The sequence below is a fragment of the Leptotrichia sp. OH3620_COT-345 genome, assembly GCF_003932895.1.
Taxonomy (GTDB): domain Bacteria; phylum Fusobacteriota; class Fusobacteriia; order Fusobacteriales; family Leptotrichiaceae; genus Pseudoleptotrichia.
Genome location: NZ_RQYW01000004.1, coordinates 100,186 through 120,072, shown reverse-complemented (window position 1 = coordinate 120,072; position 19,887 = coordinate 100,186). Strand labels below are relative to the sequence as shown.

General features: G+C 30.4%; 20 protein-coding genes. 10 read left to right on the top strand and 10 right to left on the bottom strand.

What is annotated here, in order from left to right; translation table 11 throughout:
- Positions 1 to 20 precede the first annotated feature (20 nt).
- The 9 genes from obgE to EII29_RS03830 all read left to right on the top strand — a co-directional run bounded on the left by obgE (position 21) and on the right by EII29_RS03830 (position 7,854).
- A complete protein-coding gene (obgE, locus tag EII29_RS03870) occupies positions 21 to 1,304 on the top strand; it encodes a GTPase ObgE (RefSeq protein WP_125236229.1) in 1,284 nt (427 codons plus the stop codon).
- A gap of 36 nt (positions 1,305 to 1,340) precedes the next feature.
- Positions 1,341 to 2,258: a tRNA (adenosine(37)-N6)-dimethylallyltransferase MiaA gene (gene miaA / locus EII29_RS03865; protein ID WP_125236228.1), complete on the top strand. Its 918-nt coding sequence runs from the start codon at positions 1,341 to 1,343 to the stop codon at positions 2,256 to 2,258.
- Between the two features lie 31 nt (positions 2,259 to 2,289).
- On the top strand, positions 2,290 to 2,745 hold the full coding sequence (locus tag EII29_RS03860) for a PTS sugar transporter subunit IIA (protein WP_125236227.1): 456 nt from the start codon (positions 2,290 to 2,292) through the stop codon (positions 2,743 to 2,745).
- A gap of 183 nt (positions 2,746 to 2,928) precedes the next feature.
- A complete protein-coding gene (locus tag EII29_RS03855; protein WP_125236226.1) occupies positions 2,929 to 3,633 on the top strand; it encodes a transcriptional regulator in 705 nt (234 codons plus the stop codon).
- A gap of 326 nt (positions 3,634 to 3,959) precedes the next feature.
- Positions 3,960 to 4,295, top strand: a complete 336-nt coding sequence (locus tag EII29_RS03850) for a PTS lactose/cellobiose transporter subunit IIA (protein ID WP_125236225.1) — start codon at positions 3,960 to 3,962, stop codon at positions 4,293 to 4,295.
- 11 nt (positions 4,296 to 4,306) lie between these two features.
- Positions 4,307 to 4,687 carry a hypothetical protein gene (locus EII29_RS03845; RefSeq protein WP_158612460.1) on the top strand — a complete coding sequence of 127 codons (381 nt, stop codon included), beginning with the start codon at positions 4,307 to 4,309 and terminating at the stop codon, positions 4,685 to 4,687.
- Positions 4,688 to 4,742: 55 nt separating this feature from the next.
- Positions 4,743 to 5,051, top strand: coding sequence for a PTS sugar transporter subunit IIB (locus EII29_RS03840; protein WP_125236223.1), 309 nt, complete (start codon positions 4,743 to 4,745; stop codon positions 5,049 to 5,051).
- A gap of 161 nt (positions 5,052 to 5,212) precedes the next feature.
- Positions 5,213 to 6,550: a PTS sugar transporter subunit IIC gene (locus EII29_RS03835; RefSeq protein ID WP_125236222.1), complete on the top strand. Its 1,338-nt coding sequence runs from the start codon at positions 5,213 to 5,215 to the stop codon at positions 6,548 to 6,550.
- Positions 6,551 to 6,762: 212 nt separating this feature from the next.
- Positions 6,763 to 7,854 carry a DUF871 domain-containing protein gene (locus tag EII29_RS03830; RefSeq protein ID WP_125236221.1) on the top strand — a complete coding sequence of 364 codons (1,092 nt, stop codon included), beginning with the start codon at positions 6,763 to 6,765 and terminating at the stop codon, positions 7,852 to 7,854.
- Between the two features lie 582 nt (positions 7,855 to 8,436).
- Here EII29_RS03830 and xylB read toward each other — a convergent pair.
- The 10 genes from xylB to udk all read right to left on the bottom strand — a co-directional run bounded on the left by xylB (position 8,437) and on the right by udk (position 18,188).
- Complete coding sequence (xylB, locus tag EII29_RS03825; RefSeq protein WP_125236220.1) at positions 8,437 to 9,912, bottom strand: xylulokinase; 1,476 nt, start codon at positions 9,910 to 9,912, stop codon at positions 8,437 to 8,439.
- 14 nt (positions 9,913 to 9,926) lie between these two features.
- Complete coding sequence (locus EII29_RS03820) at positions 9,927 to 10,901, bottom strand: hypothetical protein (protein WP_125236219.1); 975 nt, start codon at positions 10,899 to 10,901, stop codon at positions 9,927 to 9,929.
- A 44-nt stretch (positions 10,902 to 10,945) separates the two neighbouring features.
- Positions 10,946 to 11,467, bottom strand: coding sequence for a D-lyxose/D-mannose family sugar isomerase (locus EII29_RS03815; protein ID WP_125236218.1), 522 nt, complete (start codon positions 11,465 to 11,467; stop codon positions 10,946 to 10,948).
- A gap of 11 nt (positions 11,468 to 11,478) precedes the next feature.
- Entirely contained in the window at positions 11,479 to 12,567 is a 1,089-nt protein-coding gene (locus EII29_RS03810; protein ID WP_125236217.1) for a PTS fructose transporter subunit IIC, read from the bottom strand.
- A 26-nt stretch (positions 12,568 to 12,593) separates the two neighbouring features.
- Entirely contained in the window at positions 12,594 to 12,911 is a 318-nt protein-coding gene (locus EII29_RS03805; RefSeq protein ID WP_125236216.1) for a PTS fructose transporter subunit IIB, read from the bottom strand.
- A 34-nt stretch (positions 12,912 to 12,945) separates the two neighbouring features.
- Positions 12,946 to 13,818 carry a ketose-bisphosphate aldolase gene (locus EII29_RS03800; protein ID WP_125236215.1) on the bottom strand — a complete coding sequence of 291 codons (873 nt, stop codon included), beginning with the start codon at positions 13,816 to 13,818 and terminating at the stop codon, positions 12,946 to 12,948.
- A gap of 2 nt (positions 13,819 to 13,820) precedes the next feature.
- On the bottom strand, positions 13,821 to 14,306 hold the full coding sequence (locus EII29_RS03795) for a PTS sugar transporter subunit IIA (protein WP_125236214.1): 486 nt from the start codon (positions 14,304 to 14,306) through the stop codon (positions 13,821 to 13,823).
- Positions 14,251 to 15,762, bottom strand: coding sequence for a PRD domain-containing protein (locus EII29_RS03790; protein ID WP_125236213.1), 1,512 nt, complete (start codon positions 15,760 to 15,762; stop codon positions 14,251 to 14,253). The genes EII29_RS03795 and EII29_RS03790 overlap by 56 nt, the downstream gene beginning before the upstream one ends.
- 399 nt (positions 15,763 to 16,161) lie before the next feature.
- A complete protein-coding gene (locus tag EII29_RS03785; RefSeq protein WP_125236212.1) occupies positions 16,162 to 17,499 on the bottom strand; it encodes an FAD-dependent oxidoreductase in 1,338 nt (445 codons plus the stop codon).
- A gap of 41 nt (positions 17,500 to 17,540) precedes the next feature.
- Entirely contained in the window at positions 17,541 to 18,188 is a 648-nt protein-coding gene (gene udk, locus EII29_RS03780) for a uridine kinase (protein WP_125236211.1), read from the bottom strand.
- Between the two features lie 174 nt (positions 18,189 to 18,362).
- Between udk and EII29_RS03775 the strand changes: the two genes are divergently transcribed.
- A complete protein-coding gene (locus EII29_RS03775) occupies positions 18,363 to 19,886 on the top strand; it encodes a carboxypeptidase M32 (protein ID WP_233573247.1) in 1,524 nt (507 codons plus the stop codon).
- Position 19,887: the final 1 nt, after the last annotated feature.

Below are 19,887 nucleotides of genomic sequence, written 5' to 3'. Positions count from 1 at the left end.
TATTAATTTAGGAGAAAAAAATGTTTATAGATGAAAGTGTAATTACCGTAATATCCGGAAATGGAGGAGACGGTGCAGCAACGTTCAGGAGAGAGAAATTTGTACAATTTGGAGGTCCTGACGGTGGTGATGGAGGAAAAGGAGGAGATATTGTTTTTCTTACAGATCCTAATATAAATACACTGGTTGACTTTAAAAGCAGTAAAAAATTTCAGGCAGAAAACGGTGAAAAAGGATCTTCTGCACGTTCTACAGGAAAGTCGGGGAGTGATTTAATAATAAAAGTACCGGTGGGAACTATGATAAGGGATTTTGAAACTGGGAAACTGCTTTTAGATTTGAGTACTCCAAATGAAAAAACAATATTTTTAAAAGGTGGTGACGGAGGAAGAGGAAATATTCATTTTAAATCTTCGGTAAGAAAAGCTCCGAGAATAGCTGAAAGTGGAAGAGAAGGAGTGGAACTTAAAGTAAAACTTGAGCTGAAACTTCTTGCAGATGTTGCTTTAGTAGGATATCCGAGTGTCGGGAAATCCAGTTTTATAAATAAAGTATCTGCAGCAAATTCTAAAGTTGCAGGGTATCATTTTACGACATTAAAGCCTAAACTGGGAGTAGTAAGGATAGGAGAAGAGGAAAGTTTTGTAATAGCCGATATTCCCGGATTGATTGAAGGAGCCCATGAGGGAGTAGGTCTTGGAGACAGATTTTTAAAACATATAGAAAGATGTAAAATAATTATACATATTGTAGATATTTCAGGATTAGATGGAAGAAATCCCGAAGAGGACTTTTTGAAAATTAATAAAGAACTTGAAAATTACAGTCGAAAATTAGGAGAAAAACCTCAACTTGTTGTAGCAAATAAAATCGATATGCTTTATGATGATGAAAAATACGAAAAATTTGAAAAATTTATAAAAGAACAAGGGGTAAAATATGTTTATCCTGTTTCCGTCATAGCAAATGATGGGATAAAACAGGTTATTATGAAAGCTTGGGAAATGATAAAAGAGATTCCGAGAGAAGAACTTGAAGAAGAATATTCTGTAGAAGAATTATTGAAAGAAATGAAAAAGAAAGATGATTGGATTATAAAAAAACTTGAAGATCATATATTTGAAGTCGATGGAAGAATAGTGGATGATGTACTTAGAAAATATGTTTTTACGGGAGACGAAGGAATTATAAACTTTTTACAGGTAATGAGAAATTTAGGAATGGAAGTTGAACTTGAAAATGCAGGTGTAGAAGAAGGAGATATCATTATTATTGCAGGATATGAATTTGAGTATGTCGTGTAAGCTTTGTAATTTCTTTAAGATGGGTGAAAATAAAAAATGGAAAAAGTTTTAAAAGGACTTGTAATAAGCGGACCTACAGGAGTCGGAAAAACTCATATGTCTATAAGTCTCGCAAAGAAAATAAAGGCGGATATTATTTCTGCGGATTCGATGCAGGTATATAAAAAAATGGATATAGGAACTGCAAAGATTACCTGTGAGGAAATGAAAGGAATAAAGCATTATATGCTTGATGTTATAGAACCTGATGAGGATTACTCAGTGGGAGATTTTGAAAAAAAAGTCAACAAAATTTTAAAAGAAAAGGAAGAAAAAAGTGAAAATATAATTATAGTCGGGGGAACGGGACTTTATATAAAAGCAATAACCGACGGATTTTCGTTTTTACCTTCAAAAGACCGAAGAATAAGAAAAGAACTTGAAAAAAAGTCAATGAAAGAATTAACCGATGAATTGAAAAAATTGGATGAAAAAACTTTTAATGAAATAGATCTTAACAATAAAGTGAGACTTATAAGGGCTCTTGAAGTATGTTTATTAACAGGGAAAAAATTCAGTGATTTAAAAACGGATAATAAAAAAAATAATAATTACAATTTTCTTAAAATATTTCTCACGAGGAATAGGGAAGAAATATATGACAGAATAAATAAAAGAGTGGATGAAATGAAAAACAAAGGACTTGAACATGAAGCTCGGAGAATATACACTGAATATGGTCACAGTAAATATAAAATAACTGCCATAGGATATAAGGAATTTTTTAATTATTTTGATGGAAATATTTCATTTGAAGAAGCTATAGAAGAAATAAAAAAAGAAAGCAGAAGATATGCTAAAAGACAGCTGACATGGTTCAGAAAAGAAAAAGAATATGTAATGTATAATCTTTCTGAAAAAAGTGAACAGGAAATAGAAAAAGAAATTTTGGAAAAATGGAAAAATTTTAAATAATATTAAATCGACAAAGTAACAGGAGAGAAAAATGAAAATAATGGATTATTTATCTGAAGATAGAATAAAAATCGGATTGACTGAAAAAACAAAATCCGGAATTCTTGAAGAAATGGCAAAACTCTTTTTAAATGGAGATATAGTAGATTCTGAGAATATGGATGAATTTTTAAAAGATTTGAACGAAAGGGAAAAACTGTCATCTACAGGGTTACAGGACGGAATAGCCATACCTCATGCAAAATCTCCGGCAGTGAAAAAAATGGCACTTGCAATGGGAACTGTAAAAGATGGAGTGGAATTTGACTGTATGGATGGAGAAGTGTCAAAACTTTTTTTTATGATTGCAGCTCCTGAAAATACAAAAGGTGAACATCTAGATTTATTAGCGGAAATATCAAAATTATCTTATGATGAAGATTTGCTTGAAAAACTCGAAAATGCTGATAAATCTCTGGAAATAATTAAATTACTGGAAAAATTTTAAATTAAAAAATATAAAAAAGTAATGTTACTATTTAAAAAATGATTGTTATAATGTGGAAGTTATAGTTGACAATATACTGTAACTAAGGTATAAATTAATAAAGAAAAAAATTTATTATATTTTGTTTTTTTTAAAATAATTTATTATCTTGAAAAACGGAAAAAGTATTAAGGAGAAGTTAGAATGGGAAAATTGAATATAAATTCCAAATTACAAAAATATATTCCACTTGTGGATTTTCTTGAAGCGATTTTGGGGAAAAATAGTGAAATAGTGTTACATGATTTGGAAGACCTTGATCATTCAATAGTCGCAATCAGAAATAATCATATTTCCAATCGGGAAGTCGGAGCACCTGCAACAGACCTTGTATTAAGGATTTTAAAGGAAAGCCACAAAGAAGAAAGAGACTTTATTGCGAATTATAGGGGGATAGGGAAATTTAATAAAGCATTGAAATCATCGACTTATTTTATCCGTGAAGAAGGAGAATTAATAGGAATGATATGTGTCAACACGGATGAAGCAGTTTTTGACGGTCTTTTTTCCATGGTGAAAAAATTACAGGAAAATTTTATTAAGGAAGAGATAGTTCCGAATAATGAAAATATGGATTCGGAGAATTTGTCATTATCCATAGAGGAAGTTGCTCATGAAGCAATAAGCGATGTATTGTCTACTCAAAATGTTTCCATAGAATATTTAAAACAGCAGGATAAGTTAAAAATTATAGAAGTATTGTATTTAAAAGGAATATTCCTGCTGAAAGGAGCAGTCGTGGAAATTGCGAAGGCTCTGGGAATGTCTGAAGCAAGTGTTTACCGTTATGTTCAAATAATAAAAAGACAGGAGCAGGAAGAAAATAAAAGTAAAAAAACTAAAAGATAAAAATATTAAAAAAGCTGTTTTTCAATAGAGTATTGGAAAGTAGTTTTTTTTACTTTTTGAGAATGTTTTTCATAATTACCTTCAAATTCCGGGTGCTGATTACAAAATTTTTAAAATCTCAAAAGTACTTAATCATATTTGAGAATCACTGTATATTTAGATAGAAATTCTCATAAACGATATAATTTTATATTTTTTTAAAAAAGTAAATTTTTCATAAAATAAATAAAAAAAATAGAGGTTAGCTCTTGAAAAAATCAAAGATAAGGTTATACTATATAGTATAGATTAATTTAATAAAAATTACAGCAGAGGAGGAAAGACAAGTGGATAAGGAAAAATTAGAAATAATTGTATTTGATATTGTAAACAGTGCAGGAACAGCCAAAGGTTTGGCTTATGAAGCTTTAAGAGAAGCTGAAAAAGGGAACTGGAATGAAGCTGAAAATCTGTTGAAAGAGGCTGATAAGTCATTACTTGAAGCTCATAATATTCAGACAGAAATTATTCAAGCCGAAACATCAGGGGATGATATAGATGTTTCAGTTCTGTTTGTACATGCTCAAGATCATCTGATGACGGCTGTGGAAGCGAAATCGTTAATTGAATGTATGATTAAAATGTATAAAAGAATAGATAGATTGGAAAAATCGAAAATATAGAGGGGAAATAAATGAGAAGAAAAATAAAAAAATATAATTCAAGACATGAAGAAAAAATCAGGGAAAGAGAAAAAAAAGAAAAGGAAGAAGAAAAAAAATCCGATTCTGAAATAAAACCTTTCAGTTTGCAATCAGCATTGGGAATAATAATAAGTTCTTTTATAGGAACAACATTGATTCCATTTTTATTGACTTTTGTTGGAGTAAAAGATATGAGGATGGGTATAGTTTTAGGAAATACATTTTTTACAAGTTTTGCATTTACATGGGTAAGACATTTTATAGATTCCAAAAAAGGATTTTCAAAAAGTTTTTGGATACAATATGCAATATTTGGAGTAATATTTGCAATAATGTCATATTTATGGTTTTTTTGGAGAAAATTTGTTTAATTGTAGACGAATAGTAAATTTGAATAGAAATAAAAGAATAAATCGGAGGTAATTTATGAAAATATTATTTGTGTGCTCTTTAGGCATGTCCAGCACAATTGCAGTAAATGCACTAAAAAAGGAAGCGCAGTCAAAAGGAGTGGAAGTTGAAGTAAATGCTGTAAGTACCCAACAGTTTGAAGAAGAAATAAAAAAAGGCTATGATGCCGCAATGGTAGCTCCCCAAGTAAAGCATAGATTTGATACATTGAATCAACAGGCAAAAGAAGCGGGAGTACCGTGTGAAATGATACAGCCTCAGGCATACAGCCCTTTAGGAGGCCCGAAGCTTTTGAAGCAGATACAGGATTTATTGGCAAAATAGAAATTTTTATAACTTTAAAAAATTATAGAAATGACAGTATTAAAATATTGCTTATAAATTAAAAACTATATTTTGATTATTTTGAAAAATAGAAGAAGTTAAAAAAATTAAATAATAAATTTACATATTTTTTTATGAATTATATTTAAGGAGGAAGTTATATGCTGGAAAAATTATCAATGCAAATGGCAAAACTCTCTGAGCAGAGACACTTGAGAGCTATCCGTGACGGGATTATAGCTACATTGCCTTTAATAATAGTGGGGTCGATATTCTTGATTGTAGCATTTCCGCCATTTCCTGCAGACTGGGGAATATCAGTATGGGCAAAGGAAAATATAGCTAAAATACTGCTGCCTTACCGTATGACAATGTTTATAATGGCTCTTTATGCGGTCATGGGAATAGGAAACAGTTTGGCGAAGTCTTATAAACTCGACGGGATTACAGGGGCAATACTTGCAACGTGCGGATTTCTGTTGACAATAGTTCCGGGAGTTGTAAAAGAAATTGCTGTAATTACACAAGTTATTGACGGGAAAGAAGTACAGGTAATAGCTGAAAAAGGAACTGAAGGAGCTGCTATCCTTCAGGAAGGTCTGGGCTTTGTAATGCCTATGACAAATTTAGGTTCGGCAGGGCTTTTTGTAGGTATCCTTATTGCAATATTTGCAGTTGAGGTATACAGACTTACTACAACTACAGGATTTAGAATAAAGATGCCTGACAGTGTTCCCGCTTCAGTTGCAAGGTCTTTTGAAGCACTGACACCGACGCTTATAGTAGTTCTTGTAGTAGCTACAGTAAGTTACTGGTTAAATGTAAATTTACACGGAATAATGAAGATAATTATAGGGCCTCTTGTAAAAGCCACTGATTCATGGATTTCAGTAATAATAATAGTATTTCTTATAACATTTTTCTGGTCATTCGGAATACACGGAGTTTCAATAGTAGGTTCCCTTGTAAGACCTTTATGGCTTACACTTCTTGAAGAAAACAGTACAGCTCTTGCTGACGGAAAAATGATACCCCATATAGCTGCAGAACCTTTTTATCAGTGGTTTATATGGATAGGAGGGTCAGGAGCGACAATAGGACTTGCAATACTTCTGACTACAATGGCGAAATCCAGTTATGGAAAAACACTTGGAAGAACATCTATCGTGTCATCAATATTCAATATTAATGAACCTATTATATTCGGATCACCGATAGTGTTGAACCCTGTACTTATACCGCCTTTTATAATTGTGCCTATTGTAAATTCTTCGCTTGCATATTTATTTACATCAATCGGGTGGGTAAACAAAGTTACATCAACACCGCCTTGGACGCTGCCGGCACCTATAGGAGCATTTTTAGCTACCAATGGAGATTTTAGAGCATCAATATTAAGTATTATTCTGATAATATCATCAATTATAATATATTATCCGTTCTTTAAAGTATATGATAAAAAAATGATCGAAGAGGAAAGTTCAGGAGAGCAGGAATAGTAATAAGAAACAGTGATTATAAAAAATGGAAATAAATAAAGTTAATATATACTTAAAATAAATTGATATTGTATAAAAATATATTTATTTTTTATACAATTTATATACTGTAACTTCGAGAAATTTAAAACAGAAATTTCAGATGCATTTTGCTATAACGGATTATACGTTATCCGTAATTAACGTAAATTTATTACATAAAGGAATGTAAAATGAAAAAACTTGGAATTTCAATTTATCCTGAAAAAACAACAGAAGAAAAAATATACAGATATATTGACAAAGCTGCAGAAGCAGGTTTTTCAAGAATATTCAGCTGTCTTTTATCCGTAACCGATGAAAAGGAAAAAATAAAGGAAAATTTTAAAAGAATAAATTCGTATGCAAAATCAAAAGGATTTGAAATAATTTTAGATGTAAATCCTCGAGTATTTTCTGAGTTGGGAATAAGTTATGAAGACTTGAGTTTTTTCAGTGAAATAAAAGCTGATGGAATAAGGCTCGATATGGGTTTTACAGGATTGCAGGAAAGTCTGATGACTTTTAAAGGTCAGGGATTGAAAATAGAAATAAATATGAGTATGGACACTCATTATATAGATACTATAATGGATTACAGACCGAATAAAGCAAATTTGATCGGGTGTCATAACTTTTATCCTCATGCTTATACCGGACTTGGAATAGATTTTTTTAACAGATGTACTGAAAGATTTACAAAATATGGTTTGAGAACAGCTGCATTTATAACATCACAAGCTGAAAACACTTTCGGTCCATGGCCTGTAACTCAGGGATTGCCAACTCTTGAGATCCATAGATATTTACCTGTGGAAACCCAGTTCAGACATTATATGGCTTTGGAAACTATCGATGATATTATTATATCTAATTGCTACCCTACAGACCGAGAAATTGAAAAATTGAAAAATGTAAGAAAAGATATGGTAAGCTTTGCAGTGGAACTTATTTCGGATATTCCTGAAGTTGAAAGGAAAATAGTTACGGAAGAACTTCACTTTAATAGAGGTGATGTTTCGGAAAATGTTATAAGGTCCACTAACAGCAGGGTAAAATATAAAGGTCATAATTTCAAACTGTTTAATGCTCCTGAAATTATAAAAAGAGGAGATATAATAATTGAAAGCAGTGAATATGGACATTATGCAGGGGAATTGATGATTGCTTTGAAAGAAATGAAAAATACGGGAAAATCAAATGTAGTCGGAAAAATATTTGAACATGAACAGTTTATTTTGGATTACATAAAGCCGTGGCAGAAATTTGCTTTTTCTGAAAAATAATTTCAGTTTTGTATAATAATTTATTTATAAAACACAAATAAATTTGAAAAACTGTAATTTGGCATATATGATTAAAAAAGGCAGTTTTGTGAATCAAAAATATTATTCAGGTTAATTATTTTTGAAATATATAAATTTATTTATTTTAAGTAATTTTTATAAAATAATATATTAAAAGAGACTGTCTCGTAAGTCAAAAATAGCCTTTTAATTATAAATGTTGTATATTTTTAAAAATTAAAAAAATTATTTTTACCGATTTTATAAAAAATATACAAAACTTATGATTGGATATGTTTTTACACCTTATGAGACAGCTCTTTTTTGTTATATCGTTTAAAATGCGGTAAAATATTTTAAAACTACAATAAGGTGTAAAAATTAATGTAAGTTAGATTTCTATAACTTAGATTGATTATTTTTTGGTTTTTTATATAAATTTTTTATATTTATTCTAATTATAAAATATAAAGATTAACTGTAAGAATAATTTTTTATATATTATATGCTGTCTGCTATATATTTTGATTTAAGTTTTAAAATAGATTACTGGAAATTAAGGAAAATTTTTTCAGTAAAAAGTTACATTAATGCTTTTGTATATTTGTAAATATTTTTATATTTTTCATAAACTGCTTCATACTTTTTTGCATTTTCAATATCAGGATAAAAACTTTTATCGTATTTAAGGAATGTTTTTGAACATTCTTTCAAATTTTTAAACCAGCCAATCCCTACTGCCGCTACCATTGCAGCTCCAAAACCGGGACCTTGTTCAGTCTGTAATGTTACTATACGGCAATTAAATATATCTGACTGGATTTGAAGCCATTCTTCGCTTTTACTTCCTCCTCCTGTAGATACTATATAATCATAATTTTTATTTCCCAGCTTTTTCATTAACTCCATGGAATCCTTTAAAGAAAAAGTTATTCCTTCAATAACACTTCTTGTAAAATGTTTTAAAGAGTGGTGACTGTCCATTCCGATAAAGCTTCCGCGTATTTTACCATCTGCATACGGAGTTCTTTCGCCTGAAATGTACGGTGAAAATAAGAGTCCGTCAGCTCCCGGATTTATTTCTTTAATATCATTTAACAGATCGTCATAACTTACTTTGTTCGCAAATGTTTTTTTAAACCAGTTTAAACTGTATCCGGCTGATAAAGTGACTCCCATTGAATAATAGGAATTTTTTTCACAGTGCTTGAAAAAATGTAATTTACCGTTATATTTATTATGAAGGGTTTTTTCATATGAAAGAAAAACTCCTGAAGTTCCTATACTTACTAATCCTACATTTTCTTCCAGAATTCCGTTTGCTATTGCAGAGCAGGCATTATCCGCACCTCCCGCAATTAATTTTATATTATTTCTGAAGCCGTATTTTTCTTTTATTTCTTTTCTTACAGTTCCTATTATTTCAGTAGAATAAAAGGGTTTAGGTAAACAGCTTTTAGGAATATTAAAAATTTCCGTTATTTTCTCATCCCAGTATCCCGTTTCCAAATTGAACAGTAGTGTTCCGGCAGCATCAGAACAGTCTGTATATATTTTTCCGCTTAATTTATATCCTAAATAATCCTTAGGTAGCATGATGTATTTGACTTTACTCCATATTTCAGGCTCATTTTTTTGAACCCATAATATTTTTGGCAGTGTAAAGCCTTCTAATGCTATATTTTTAGTAATTTCCAATATTTTTTTCTTATGATTTGAGTTAATAAAGTTACATTCTTCCGCATTTCTCGTATCATTCCAAAGTATCGCATTTCTGAGAACTTTGAATTGGTTGTCTAATAAGACTAAACTGTGCATTTGTCCTGATATGGAAATTGCTTCTAATTTTTCACACAGTTCCGGAATTTCTTCTGTTAGAAGTGACAGTACCTCGTAACAGTTTTCTATCCAATCTGTAGGATTCTGTTCGGAATAGCCGGATTTTTTCTGTATAAGACTGTAATTTTTACTTTTTACTGATAAAATTTCTCCGTTTTTGTCAACAACAATTCCTTTAACGGAACTTGTTCCTAAATCAATACCGATAACATAACTCATATTTTATACCGCCTTTATATGATTTCATAATTTGTGATACTGTAATAATTGCCAGTTAAAATATCTGTTTTTTCTGAATGTACATAATTCGGTTTCCTTTGCATTTCAAATGTAATGCCGTTATATTTTTTTATATTTTTTCCATTTTCCAATTTGACGGCTTCATCAGTAATTTTGTTTAATGTATATATTACACATGCTTCCTGATTACTGGAGATTTTTAATCCATTCTCATAATTATCAGACCAGATTTCTATTTTATTTTTATAATCATGTTTTTTAAAACAGTAGGCTAAATCAATTCCGTAATCGCATATTTCGGATAAACTTGTATTTTTATCAACTGAATGCCTGATTTCCTTCAGTTTGCTGAAATCATATTCCGAAAAATTACTTTCTTTTTTAAAATCAATGTATTCTTCTGTGGGAATAAACTGTCGGTCTATTATTTGAAGTCTTGAATCTGAAATAAAGAGGTGATGTTTCAGAATGCTGTCTTTATTTTTATTCAAATTAAAATATGAATGACTTGTAAGATTAAATATATCGGGATTTTCTGATTTTCCATATATTTTAATGTTAAAGTTTGACTTATATAATTCATATATTACAGTCAGCTCTCCGGAACCGTACAAAGAATTACAGTCTTTAAATTTTAAGACTGCTTTTTCATTATTAATAATTTGAACATTCCAGTTTTTTTTATCCAGTCCGTTTTTCCCACCATGTAAATGTACACTATTTTCATTATTATCCAGATTGATTATTTCATTATTGAAATTTTTATAGTAACAGGGATAGGTTCTTCCTGCATTTCTACCTATTATTGCTCCGAAATAATATATATTTTTTAAATATTGGCTATCTTTTTTATATCTTAAAACGTAATTGGTATTATTTTCTTTTTTTATTAAGGATTTTATTATACAGCCTAAATCAGAAAATTCCAGTTTAAGCTTTTCATTTTTCTCCTTATAAAAAGGGAATATTTTAAAATAAGAATTTCATTTTATCTGAAATATTCCCTTTTATTTTAATTAACTCTAATTATATCAGGATTTGTAAATATGTCTGAAGCATCATCACTATTAGATGAAAACTCAGAAATAACAGCTCCTTCCTTCCCTGCCTGAAACCAATGTTTAGTATCGGGTTCTATTGTGTACTGTTCCCCCGGGGACAATTTTATACAGTGTTTTACTGTATAAAACTTTTCTTTTCCTTCAGGAATTTTAATTTCAGAATTTATTTTATCAGTTTCCTTACCTTCAACAAATAGATACACGGTCCCTTTTCTGCACCTGAATGTTTCCTTTTTACCTGCTTCCTTACCTCTATTCGGGTGTAAGTGTTCAGGACAGGTCTGATATTCCAGAAGAACCATTTCTTTTGCACAGTATCTGCTGTTATTTTCATAAACAATTAAGCTTAATCCTTCCTCTTTGAAATTGTTTAATCCGAAATCAGCGTATTCTATAGAGTTAAGTTCTTTTTCTGTGAAAGTCATTCCTGATTTTAAAAATTTCTCACGTACTTCTTTTTTTAATTTATCCATTTTAACATCTCCTAATTTATTTTTAAACTGTCCCAAGAAATATCTTTTTCCTCTTTTTCTTCAATTACAGGGATTGAATCGGGATCTGTTTTAGGTTTTAAAATTAATATAGCTATTGCATTTGCAAGAGAACCTAAGAATAAAGCCCCTATAAATGCCCATGGCTTTGTCATTGTAAATAGTGCAAACATACCTGAGGCGGGAATATGGCTGTCAGCTCCCCAAAGCATACTGAAACCTCCTCCGACTGCTCCCCCGATACCTGTGGCAATTACATTTTTAACTAAATCATTTAAGACAATAGGAAAGCAACCTTCTGTTATTTGACACACTCCCATAGGAAAAGCTGTTTTCAATGTTTCTATTTCCTGTTTATTAAATACATTTTTATTAATTATTTTTCCTATAAAGTATGCTAAAGTCAATCCGAAAGGAGTTGTCATTGAAGCTAAAATAAGAACAGTTATAGGTTCATATATCCCTTCTGAAAATAATGCAAATACAAAAGCAAATACAACTTTATTAATTGCTCCTCCGTAATCTATTGAAGCGAGAATGCCTATGCTTGCTCCGTAAATAAAGAGTGAGGAAGAGTCAAGACCGGACAGATAGCCTGTAATTAATGATGAAAACCAGTTAATAGGAGTTCCGATTATATAGTACATTATTAATCCCGCGATAAATGAGCTGATAAAAGGTATTACCAATGTCGGCATCAGTCCCTGCATCCAGTCGGGAACTTTTATATACTTAACAATTATCAGTACTGTGTATCCTGCTAAATATCCACCTATAAGTCCGCCTAAAAATCCTGAATTAATTCCTGAGGCAACCATGCCTATTATCAGTCCCGGAGCAATACCCGGTTTATCTGCAATAGAGTAAGCGATTGCTGTTGATACAATCATAGGAAGCAAGCCTAATCCGTAACCTCCCATTGTTGTCATAGTATCTGCAAATGTAAATTCGTCTACAAAACTTTTAATTGATTTTCCTCCCATCATGTTTCCGATTGCGAGTAAAAATCCCGAAGCAACAACAATTGGTAAGAAAAATGAGATTGCTGTCATTAAATGCTTTTTAATTTCAATTTTTTTCATTTTATTACCTCCATAAATTTTGTATGTTATTGTTTATCGTTTACCAGTTCCTCCAACTTTTCCATTAATTTACCCGGAGACTTAACTGCTATTCCTGTAGCTACTTCAACTACTTTTTTACCTTTAAATCTCTCTTTGCCGTTTATTTTAATATCCGCAGCTATAATGACTATATCAGCTTTTTCAATTTCACTTTTGGGTAATTCGCCCTGTGTTCCTGCCAGTCCCTGAGTTTCAATCCGGATATGATGTCCTTTTTTCTTAGCTGCATTTATCAGTTTTTCCTTAGCAATATATGTATGTGCTATACCGGCTGTACATGCTGCTATACCGACTATATTCATTTTATTCACTCCTTCAGTTTATGAAATATGATTTTTATTTAAAATATAATTTTGCTTTATTGTCTGACTTAAAAAGAGTTATTTTATGTTCGGCAACTTTTTTTGTTTCCTCCATACAAGGAGGGAATAAAACATTCGGTTCTCTTATTTCTGTATTTCCTAAGTTCAGTAATTCCCTTAATTTCTGTGCAAATACGATTTTAATATCACTGGATATATTTATTTTATTGATTCCTATTTCAATAGCTTTTACAATTTCAATATCGGGATTGCTTGAGCCTCCATGAAGAACCAAAGGTATATTTACCAGTTTTTTTATTTCTTCCAATATATCCAATCTTAACTCAGGTTTTATATTTTTAGGATATATTCCGTGAGCTGTTCCTATGGCAACTGCCAGTGAGTCTATTCCTGTTCTTCTTACGAATTCTTCAGCTTTCAGAGGTTCGGTATATGTGATTTCAGTTACTCCTCCTTCAACTGTGTTTCCTGTATCTCCGATTGTTCCCAATTCTCCTTCGACGGATACTCCTGCTGCATGGGCCGCTTCAGTTATTTTCTTTGTGATTGCCACATTTTCTTCAAAAGGTAGGTGTGAACCGTCTATCATAACTGATGTAAATCCCAGCTGTATTGCATGTATCACCTGCTCATAAGAGGCTCCGTGATCCAGATGTATGCAGACAGGAATACGGGTTTTATTTGCTCCTTCCCTGACTTGAGCTATAAAGCTGTCTCTTAAAAATGATAGTTCATCAGGATGAATTTCAATCATAAACGGTGCATTTAACTTTTCACAGCTTTCCAGTATTGCGGTGAAAAGCTGTCCTGAACCGGCATTAAATGCAGGTACCGCAAATCTGTTTTTTTGTGCTACGGTTAGTAGCTCTTTTCCTGTTATTAACATAATTAATCCTCCTTAAAATTTTTTCTGTTTACAAAAAGACTGTATATTTCATTTTTTGTTTTTGATTTTTTTATGCTGTCTATAAATTCTTCATCTGCGAGCATTATTGCAACTTGCTGTAATAACAGTATGTGTGTCGTTTCCACATCTTTATCCTGTACAGCAAATAAAATTACGACTTCTACATGTTCGTCGGGTTCTTCCCAGAAAATTTGATTTTTTAATGTTGCAATTGCAATAGAAGTTTTTTTCACACTTTTGGATTTTCCATGAGGTATGGCTATCCCTTGGCTCAGTCCTGTAGACCCCTCTTCTTCTCTGAGAAATACATCATTAATAAAAGATTCTTTTTCGGATATACATTTTTCACGGTATAATAAATCTGTCAGCTGAGTGATAATATCTTTTTTATCCGCAGCTTCAGTATGACTTTTAATTAAGTTCAGTTTTATTACTTTTCCCAGATTTATATTGTTTTCTGTTTTCATAGTCTATCTCCTTTATCATTTTGATTACTCTGTCTTTGTCATTTTCGGTAAATATAGCACTTACCATTAAATACGGCACATTTATTTCCTGTTTTAGTTTTACTGTAGTCAGTATGAAGTCTATATCAGAATATTTTTCTTTATTTTTCAGATAATTTCTGTAGGATAATACAGCTACTACATTTATATCAGGAAGGGTCTTTTTTACTTTTGCTTTTAACAGTTTTGAAGTTCCTATACCGCTTGAGCAGATAATTATCACATTTTTTTCCGTATTTATTTCTTTTAAATTTTTGACGAAATACAAAGTTATAAAAGCCGCTTCCTCTTGTGAAATAAATGATAAATTAAATTCTGCGGAAATTTTTTTTGAAACTTCCAAAGTATAATTGTAAATAACTTTATATTCTGTTTTTATTTCGTGGAGCAGATCGTTTTTTATGTCTATTCCGTTTTTTAACCTTTGCAGCATAGGTTTGAAATGACTCAGCAAATCCTTCTCAAGCTCTTTACTGTTAAACTGTAATCTCGAATTTTTTCCCATTTCCTTTATGAAAAATTTGATAATTTTTATCGTTTCTGTTTCTGTTACCTCATTTTCAGAATTTTCTTCATAAATACTTGATGAGATTAAATACTGATACAGGTATTCTACTTCTATTTCAGGAAATTGCGTATTCAGATAACCGCTTAATCTGTTAATTACTTTTTTAGAGATAGATAAAACCAGTTTGTTCGGATAATTTTCTTCTTTTATTTTTTTTAATTCAAAGTCAGTCTGTATTTTTCCTTTTCTAAATCTGTTTATAAGTATGTAAATATGTGAAAAAATATTAATATTATACGGATAAGATATATTTATATTTAATTCCTGCTCTATATATTCCATCTGTCTTAATACAAAATCAATATCAAAATCTCTTTTATCCTCACTGTTGTAAGCTTTGTCAATATTGATGAAATTCAGATTGTTTATAATTTTTCCGGTCAGTTTTCTTATGGCTTTTTCGTTACCTTCTATCCATATGTAGCCATCCTTTTTAAAAAAAGTTATGCCGTGTTCTTTCAATTCCTGTTTCATTATTGAAATATCTTTATTTATACTGGCTTCTCCCAAGTAACAGTCTTTAAATAAAATTTCCTGTTTTATTTTTATAGGTGATTTGAATAACAGTTTTAACAGCAGTTCATTTCTTCGTTCAATCGGCAGTTTTTCATTTTTATCTTTACCGTAATTGTTTATTGTCAGATAAATGTCATAATTTAACTTAAAACCTCTACCCTTTTCAGAAAAAATTAATTTATCATAAGAAAAAGAATTATTTAGTAATTTTACAGTTCTGTATATTGTTGCAGTAGATATTTTCAGTTTTTCGGATATTTCGTCTGCCGTTCTGAAGATATTTTTTTCTGCCAGAAACTTTAAAATATTTTTTTCGTTTTTTTTCAATTTCATTTTTCACCTCCTTATATAATATATTTTACTTTTATATTTTAATTATAGTAATAAAAATGTGACAGTTACTCTTATAATTTTTTTATTGCTTTATTTAAAGTATACTGAGAAAATATGATAAAGTATTAAATGGGCAATAACAGGATTTTATAAAACGGGAAATTATATGAATTTATATAAAAATAGTATGTCGGTTATTGGAAATGGAGAAAAAAATAAACGGGATAATATAAAGATGGAATAAAGTATTCTGATATTTTAGAAGTATATGTCTAAAGATATTATAATATAAACAAAATAGAGAAAATTCAAGATTTTTATTTTTTTGGAATATAACTGACATGAAAAAAGCCACTTATAAATGCGGCTTTTTAAAGTTTTATATGAAATTTATAAATACTATTTTATGACTTTTCTGTAAGTTACAAGTAAAGGATTCCATACACTGGCATTAGTAGGAGAGTATGCAAAGTCAATGTCTATAAATTTCTCAATAGGTGTTTCTAGAGTTATAACAATAGCTATCTGATCTATGAACTGTGCAACTGCTTCTTTTCCTACCATTGTTCCGCCTAATATCACTTTTTTATCTTTATCATAGACTATTTCGGTCAGACCGGGAACCGAGTCTTCAAATCCTGAATTTTTATACATTGCTTTCATATCTATTTTTTCAGCATTATATCCTAAATTTAAAGCTTCATTATACGATAATCCTGTCTGTGCCAATTTTATATCATAAAATGAAGTGGCGTAGGATCTTAAAAGTCCTTTCCAATGAATATTTTCCCCTGAAAGATATTTTGCGAGGAGTATTCCGTGTTTATTTGCTACATCTCCGAAAGGAGCATATAAATTTCTGTCCGTATCATAATATTTATTAAAAATACAATCGCCTATAGCATATACATCGGAAATATTTGTTTCAAATTTGTCATTTACAAGGATTTTCCCCTTGTCTGTTTTGAGTTCATCGGAAATAAAACCGATATTGGGTGTAATTCCTATACTGAACAGTGCAATGTCAAAATCAAATGTTTCTTCATTGCTTATTTTTACTGATTTTGCTTTTCCATTTTCCGAAATAATTCCTGAAACTCCGGTATTTAATTTTAAAGTAATTCCTTTTTCCTTAATTTCATTATAAAATTCTTTTTTTAAATTTTCAGAAACTGATGGAAATATTTCTCCCGATTTTTCTACTATTGTTACATTCAATCCCAACTTATTAAAAGCTTCGGCACTTTCCAAACCTATAAAGCCGGCTCCTACTATGAGGGCATTTTTAATGCTGCCTTTATTTTCGGTAATGTATTTTTTTATTTCTATGGCATTTTCAGCATGAGATAATGTAAATACATTTTTTAGTTCAGGAGAATATCCTGATATGTCAGGAACGAAAGATTTTCCTCCTACAGCTATTACCAGCTTATCATAACTGAAAATACCGTTTATTTCATTTCCTGATATGTTTAAAGTCTTATTTTTAAAGTCGATTCCGGTAACTTCGTGTTTTGTTTTTACATTTACTCCTCTTTTTATAAAATCTTCAGGAGTTCCTAAAACCACATTATCCAGAGACAGTTCATCGGCAATATAGTAAGGAGTGGGACATCCTGCCCACGCTACATAAGGGGATTTTTCAAAAAGGAATACTTCATGTTCGGGATTTGATTTCTTATACTGAGTAGAAAACATCATTCCCGCAGCTCCGCCGCCAATTACGACTATTTTCATCTTATTACCTGCTTTCATTTTAAATTTGTATATAATATAAATTAAGAGGACTGATTTGCAAGGTTTCTGAATAAGTATTTCAGTCTGCTTGAAACCATTTTTATACCGACTTTATTATCTCTTCCTCTCGGAATTATAACATCGGCATATCTTTTTGAAGGTTCTACAAATTCCAGATGCATAGGTTTTACCGTACTAATATATTGGTTTTTAATGCTTTCAAAACTTCTCGCCCGTTCTTTCATATCTCTTTCCATTCTACGTAAAAGTCTTTCATCATCATCAGTATCAATAAAAATTTTTGCGTCAAAAAGCTCTCTTATTTTAGCAATGGCAAGAATTAGAATACCTTCCACTATGATTAAATTTGCCGGTTCTATATGTTCTGTTTCATTTATTCTATTGTGAATCTGAAAATCATAAATAGGTTTTTCAATGGATTTTCCTTTTTTAAGCGTAAGAATATGTTTTTCAAGTAAATCAAAATCAATGGAATCAGGATGATCATAATTTAATTTTGTTCGTTCTTCATAAGTAAGATGATCATTTCTCCTATAGTATGAATCTTGCTCCAGTAATATGGAATTAATATGAGTTTTTTTCAATTCTTCCAAAATTTCTTTTGTAACACTTGTTTTACCTGAACCGGTTCCACCGGCAATGCCTACTATTATGGTTTTATACTCCATTAAAAATCAGCCTCCTGTAATTATTATAAAAAGTATATAATAGATAAAAAAATTTTTCAAGGAATTTTTATTAAAACTAAGCATAATCAAATGAATAAATGGTATATCTTTAAAGAGAAGATTCCATTTTTTTAATAAAAAGGATAGAAATACAAAATTTGGAAGGAAGCAGTTATGGAAAATGAAAAAATGAAAAAAGTAAAAGAAGTATTGGAAAATAATGCGGCATTAAAACATGCAATAACGATTATGCATTGGGACTTGGAAACAGAAGCCCCTCTTTTAGCAGTAGACAAGATATCAAAGACGCTGGGGTATCTTATCGGAGAAAGCTACTCAATGGTAATAAATGATGAATTTAAAAATCTTGTATACAGTATAAATACAGATAAGCTGAAAGAGCTTGACAGAAAAATAATAGAGGAGTTAAAAAAAGAATACTTTGAAAAACTGGAAAAAATACCTAAAGAGGAATATAAAAAGTATTCTGAATTAAAAATAATTTCTTCAAAAAAATGGGAAGAGGCTAAAATTAAAAATGATTACAGTATTTTTAAATCTTATTTGGGAGAAATAATAAAATTTAACAAAAAAATTATAAAATATAGAGGATATAAAGGTCATCCATATAATACTCTCCTTGAAGATTATGAACCCGGAATAACAGTAAAAGAAGCAGACGAATTTTTCGGGAAAATAAAAAATGAGCTGTCCCCTCTTATAAAGAAGATAATACAGAAGAACATTTCTGACAATGAAAATGAAGCAAAAGAAAAATTTAAAAAGATGATTTTCGATATTGAAAAGCAGAAAGAGTTATCGAAACATGCTTTAGATATTATAAATTTCCGTTTTGATAAGGGAGTATTGAAAGAAAGTGAACATCCTTTCACTACTAATGTTGATAATAAAGATGTAAGAGTGACGACTCATTATTACAAAGATAATCTTTTAAGTTCATTGTATTCCACTATACATGAGGGAGGACACGGGTTATATGAGCAAAATGTAGATGATGTAATATCGGATACAATATTGGGAACCGGAACTTCCATGGGAATACATGAATCTCAGTCAAGAATTTATGAAAATATGTTCGGAAGGAGTGAAGAATTTTTAAGCTTTATTTATCCAAAACTGGATATAATGTTCAAATTAGGAGAAAATGGGATAAATTTTAATATTTTTTATAAAATTGCCAATGAAGTGCAGGCGTCATTTATAAGAACTGAAGCTGATGAGTTGACTTACCCTATACATGTTCTTATAAGATATGAACTTGAAAAAGAAATTTTTGATAATCTTGATAATGAAACGGATGTAGATGAGCTTGCAAAAAAATGGCAGGATAAATATGAAGAATATCTCGGAATAAGACCTGAAACTTATACAGAAGGAATTTTACAGGATGTTCACTGGTCGGATGGGCTGTTCGGATATTTCCCGTCTTACGCTTTAGGAAGTGCATATGCTGCCCAGATATATAACGCAATTAGCAAAAAGATTGATATAAACGGAAAAATGAAAAAAGGTGATTTTACAGAAATCAATAATGAATTAAAAGAGGGAATACATAAATACGGAAAAACAAGAACACCTGAAGAATTACTTGTAAATATGACAGGAGAACCTTTCAATCCTAAATATTATATAGATTATTTAAAAGAGAAATTTTCCTTAATATATGGGTTAAAGTAGA

Excerpts from the sequence above, each read along its gene's own strand:
- obgE (WP_125236229.1), top strand. The coding sequence starts at position 21 with ATGTTTATAGATGAAAGTGTAATTACCGTAATATCCGGAAATGGAGGA.
- miaA (WP_125236228.1), top strand. The coding sequence starts at position 1,341 with ATGGAAAAAGTTTTAAAAGGACTTGTAATAAGCGGACCTACAGGAGTC.
- EII29_RS03860 (WP_125236227.1), top strand. The coding sequence starts at position 2,290 with ATGAAAATAATGGATTATTTATCTGAAGATAGAATAAAAATCGGATTG.
- EII29_RS03855 (WP_125236226.1), top strand. The coding sequence starts at position 2,929 with ATGGGAAAATTGAATATAAATTCCAAATTACAAAAATATATTCCACTT.
- EII29_RS03845 (WP_158612460.1), top strand. The coding sequence starts at position 4,307 with ATGAGAAGAAAAATAAAAAAATATAATTCAAGACATGAAGAAAAAATC.
- EII29_RS03840 (WP_125236223.1), top strand. The coding sequence starts at position 4,743 with ATGAAAATATTATTTGTGTGCTCTTTAGGCATGTCCAGCACAATTGCA.
- EII29_RS03835 (WP_125236222.1), top strand. The coding sequence starts at position 5,213 with ATGCTGGAAAAATTATCAATGCAAATGGCAAAACTCTCTGAGCAGAGA.
- EII29_RS03830 (WP_125236221.1), top strand. The coding sequence starts at position 6,763 with ATGAAAAAACTTGGAATTTCAATTTATCCTGAAAAAACAACAGAAGAA.
- xylB (WP_125236220.1), bottom strand. The coding sequence starts at position 9,912 with ATGAGTTATGTTATCGGTATTGATTTAGGAACAAGTTCCGTTAAAGGA.
- EII29_RS03815 (WP_125236218.1), bottom strand. The coding sequence starts at position 11,467 with ATGGATAAATTAAAAAAAGAAGTACGTGAGAAATTTTTAAAATCAGGA.
- EII29_RS03810 (WP_125236217.1), bottom strand. The coding sequence starts at position 12,567 with ATGAAAAAAATTGAAATTAAAAAGCATTTAATGACAGCAATCTCATTT.
- EII29_RS03805 (WP_125236216.1), bottom strand. The coding sequence starts at position 12,911 with ATGAATATAGTCGGTATAGCAGCATGTACAGCCGGTATAGCACATACA.
- EII29_RS03800 (WP_125236215.1), bottom strand. The coding sequence starts at position 13,818 with ATGTTAATAACAGGAAAAGAGCTACTAACCGTAGCACAAAAAAACAGA.
- EII29_RS03795 (WP_125236214.1), bottom strand. The coding sequence starts at position 14,306 with ATGAAAACAGAAAACAATATAAATCTGGGAAAAGTAATAAAACTGAAC.
- EII29_RS03790 (WP_125236213.1), bottom strand. The coding sequence starts at position 15,762 with ATGAAATTGAAAAAAAACGAAAAAAATATTTTAAAGTTTCTGGCAGAA.
- EII29_RS03785 (WP_125236212.1), bottom strand. The coding sequence starts at position 17,499 with ATGAAAATAGTCGTAATTGGCGGCGGAGCTGCGGGAATGATGTTTTCT.
- udk (WP_125236211.1), bottom strand. The coding sequence starts at position 18,188 with ATGGAGTATAAAACCATAATAGTAGGCATTGCCGGTGGAACCGGTTCA.
- EII29_RS03775 (WP_233573247.1), top strand. The coding sequence starts at position 18,363 with ATGGAAAATGAAAAAATGAAAAAAGTAAAAGAAGTATTGGAAAATAAT.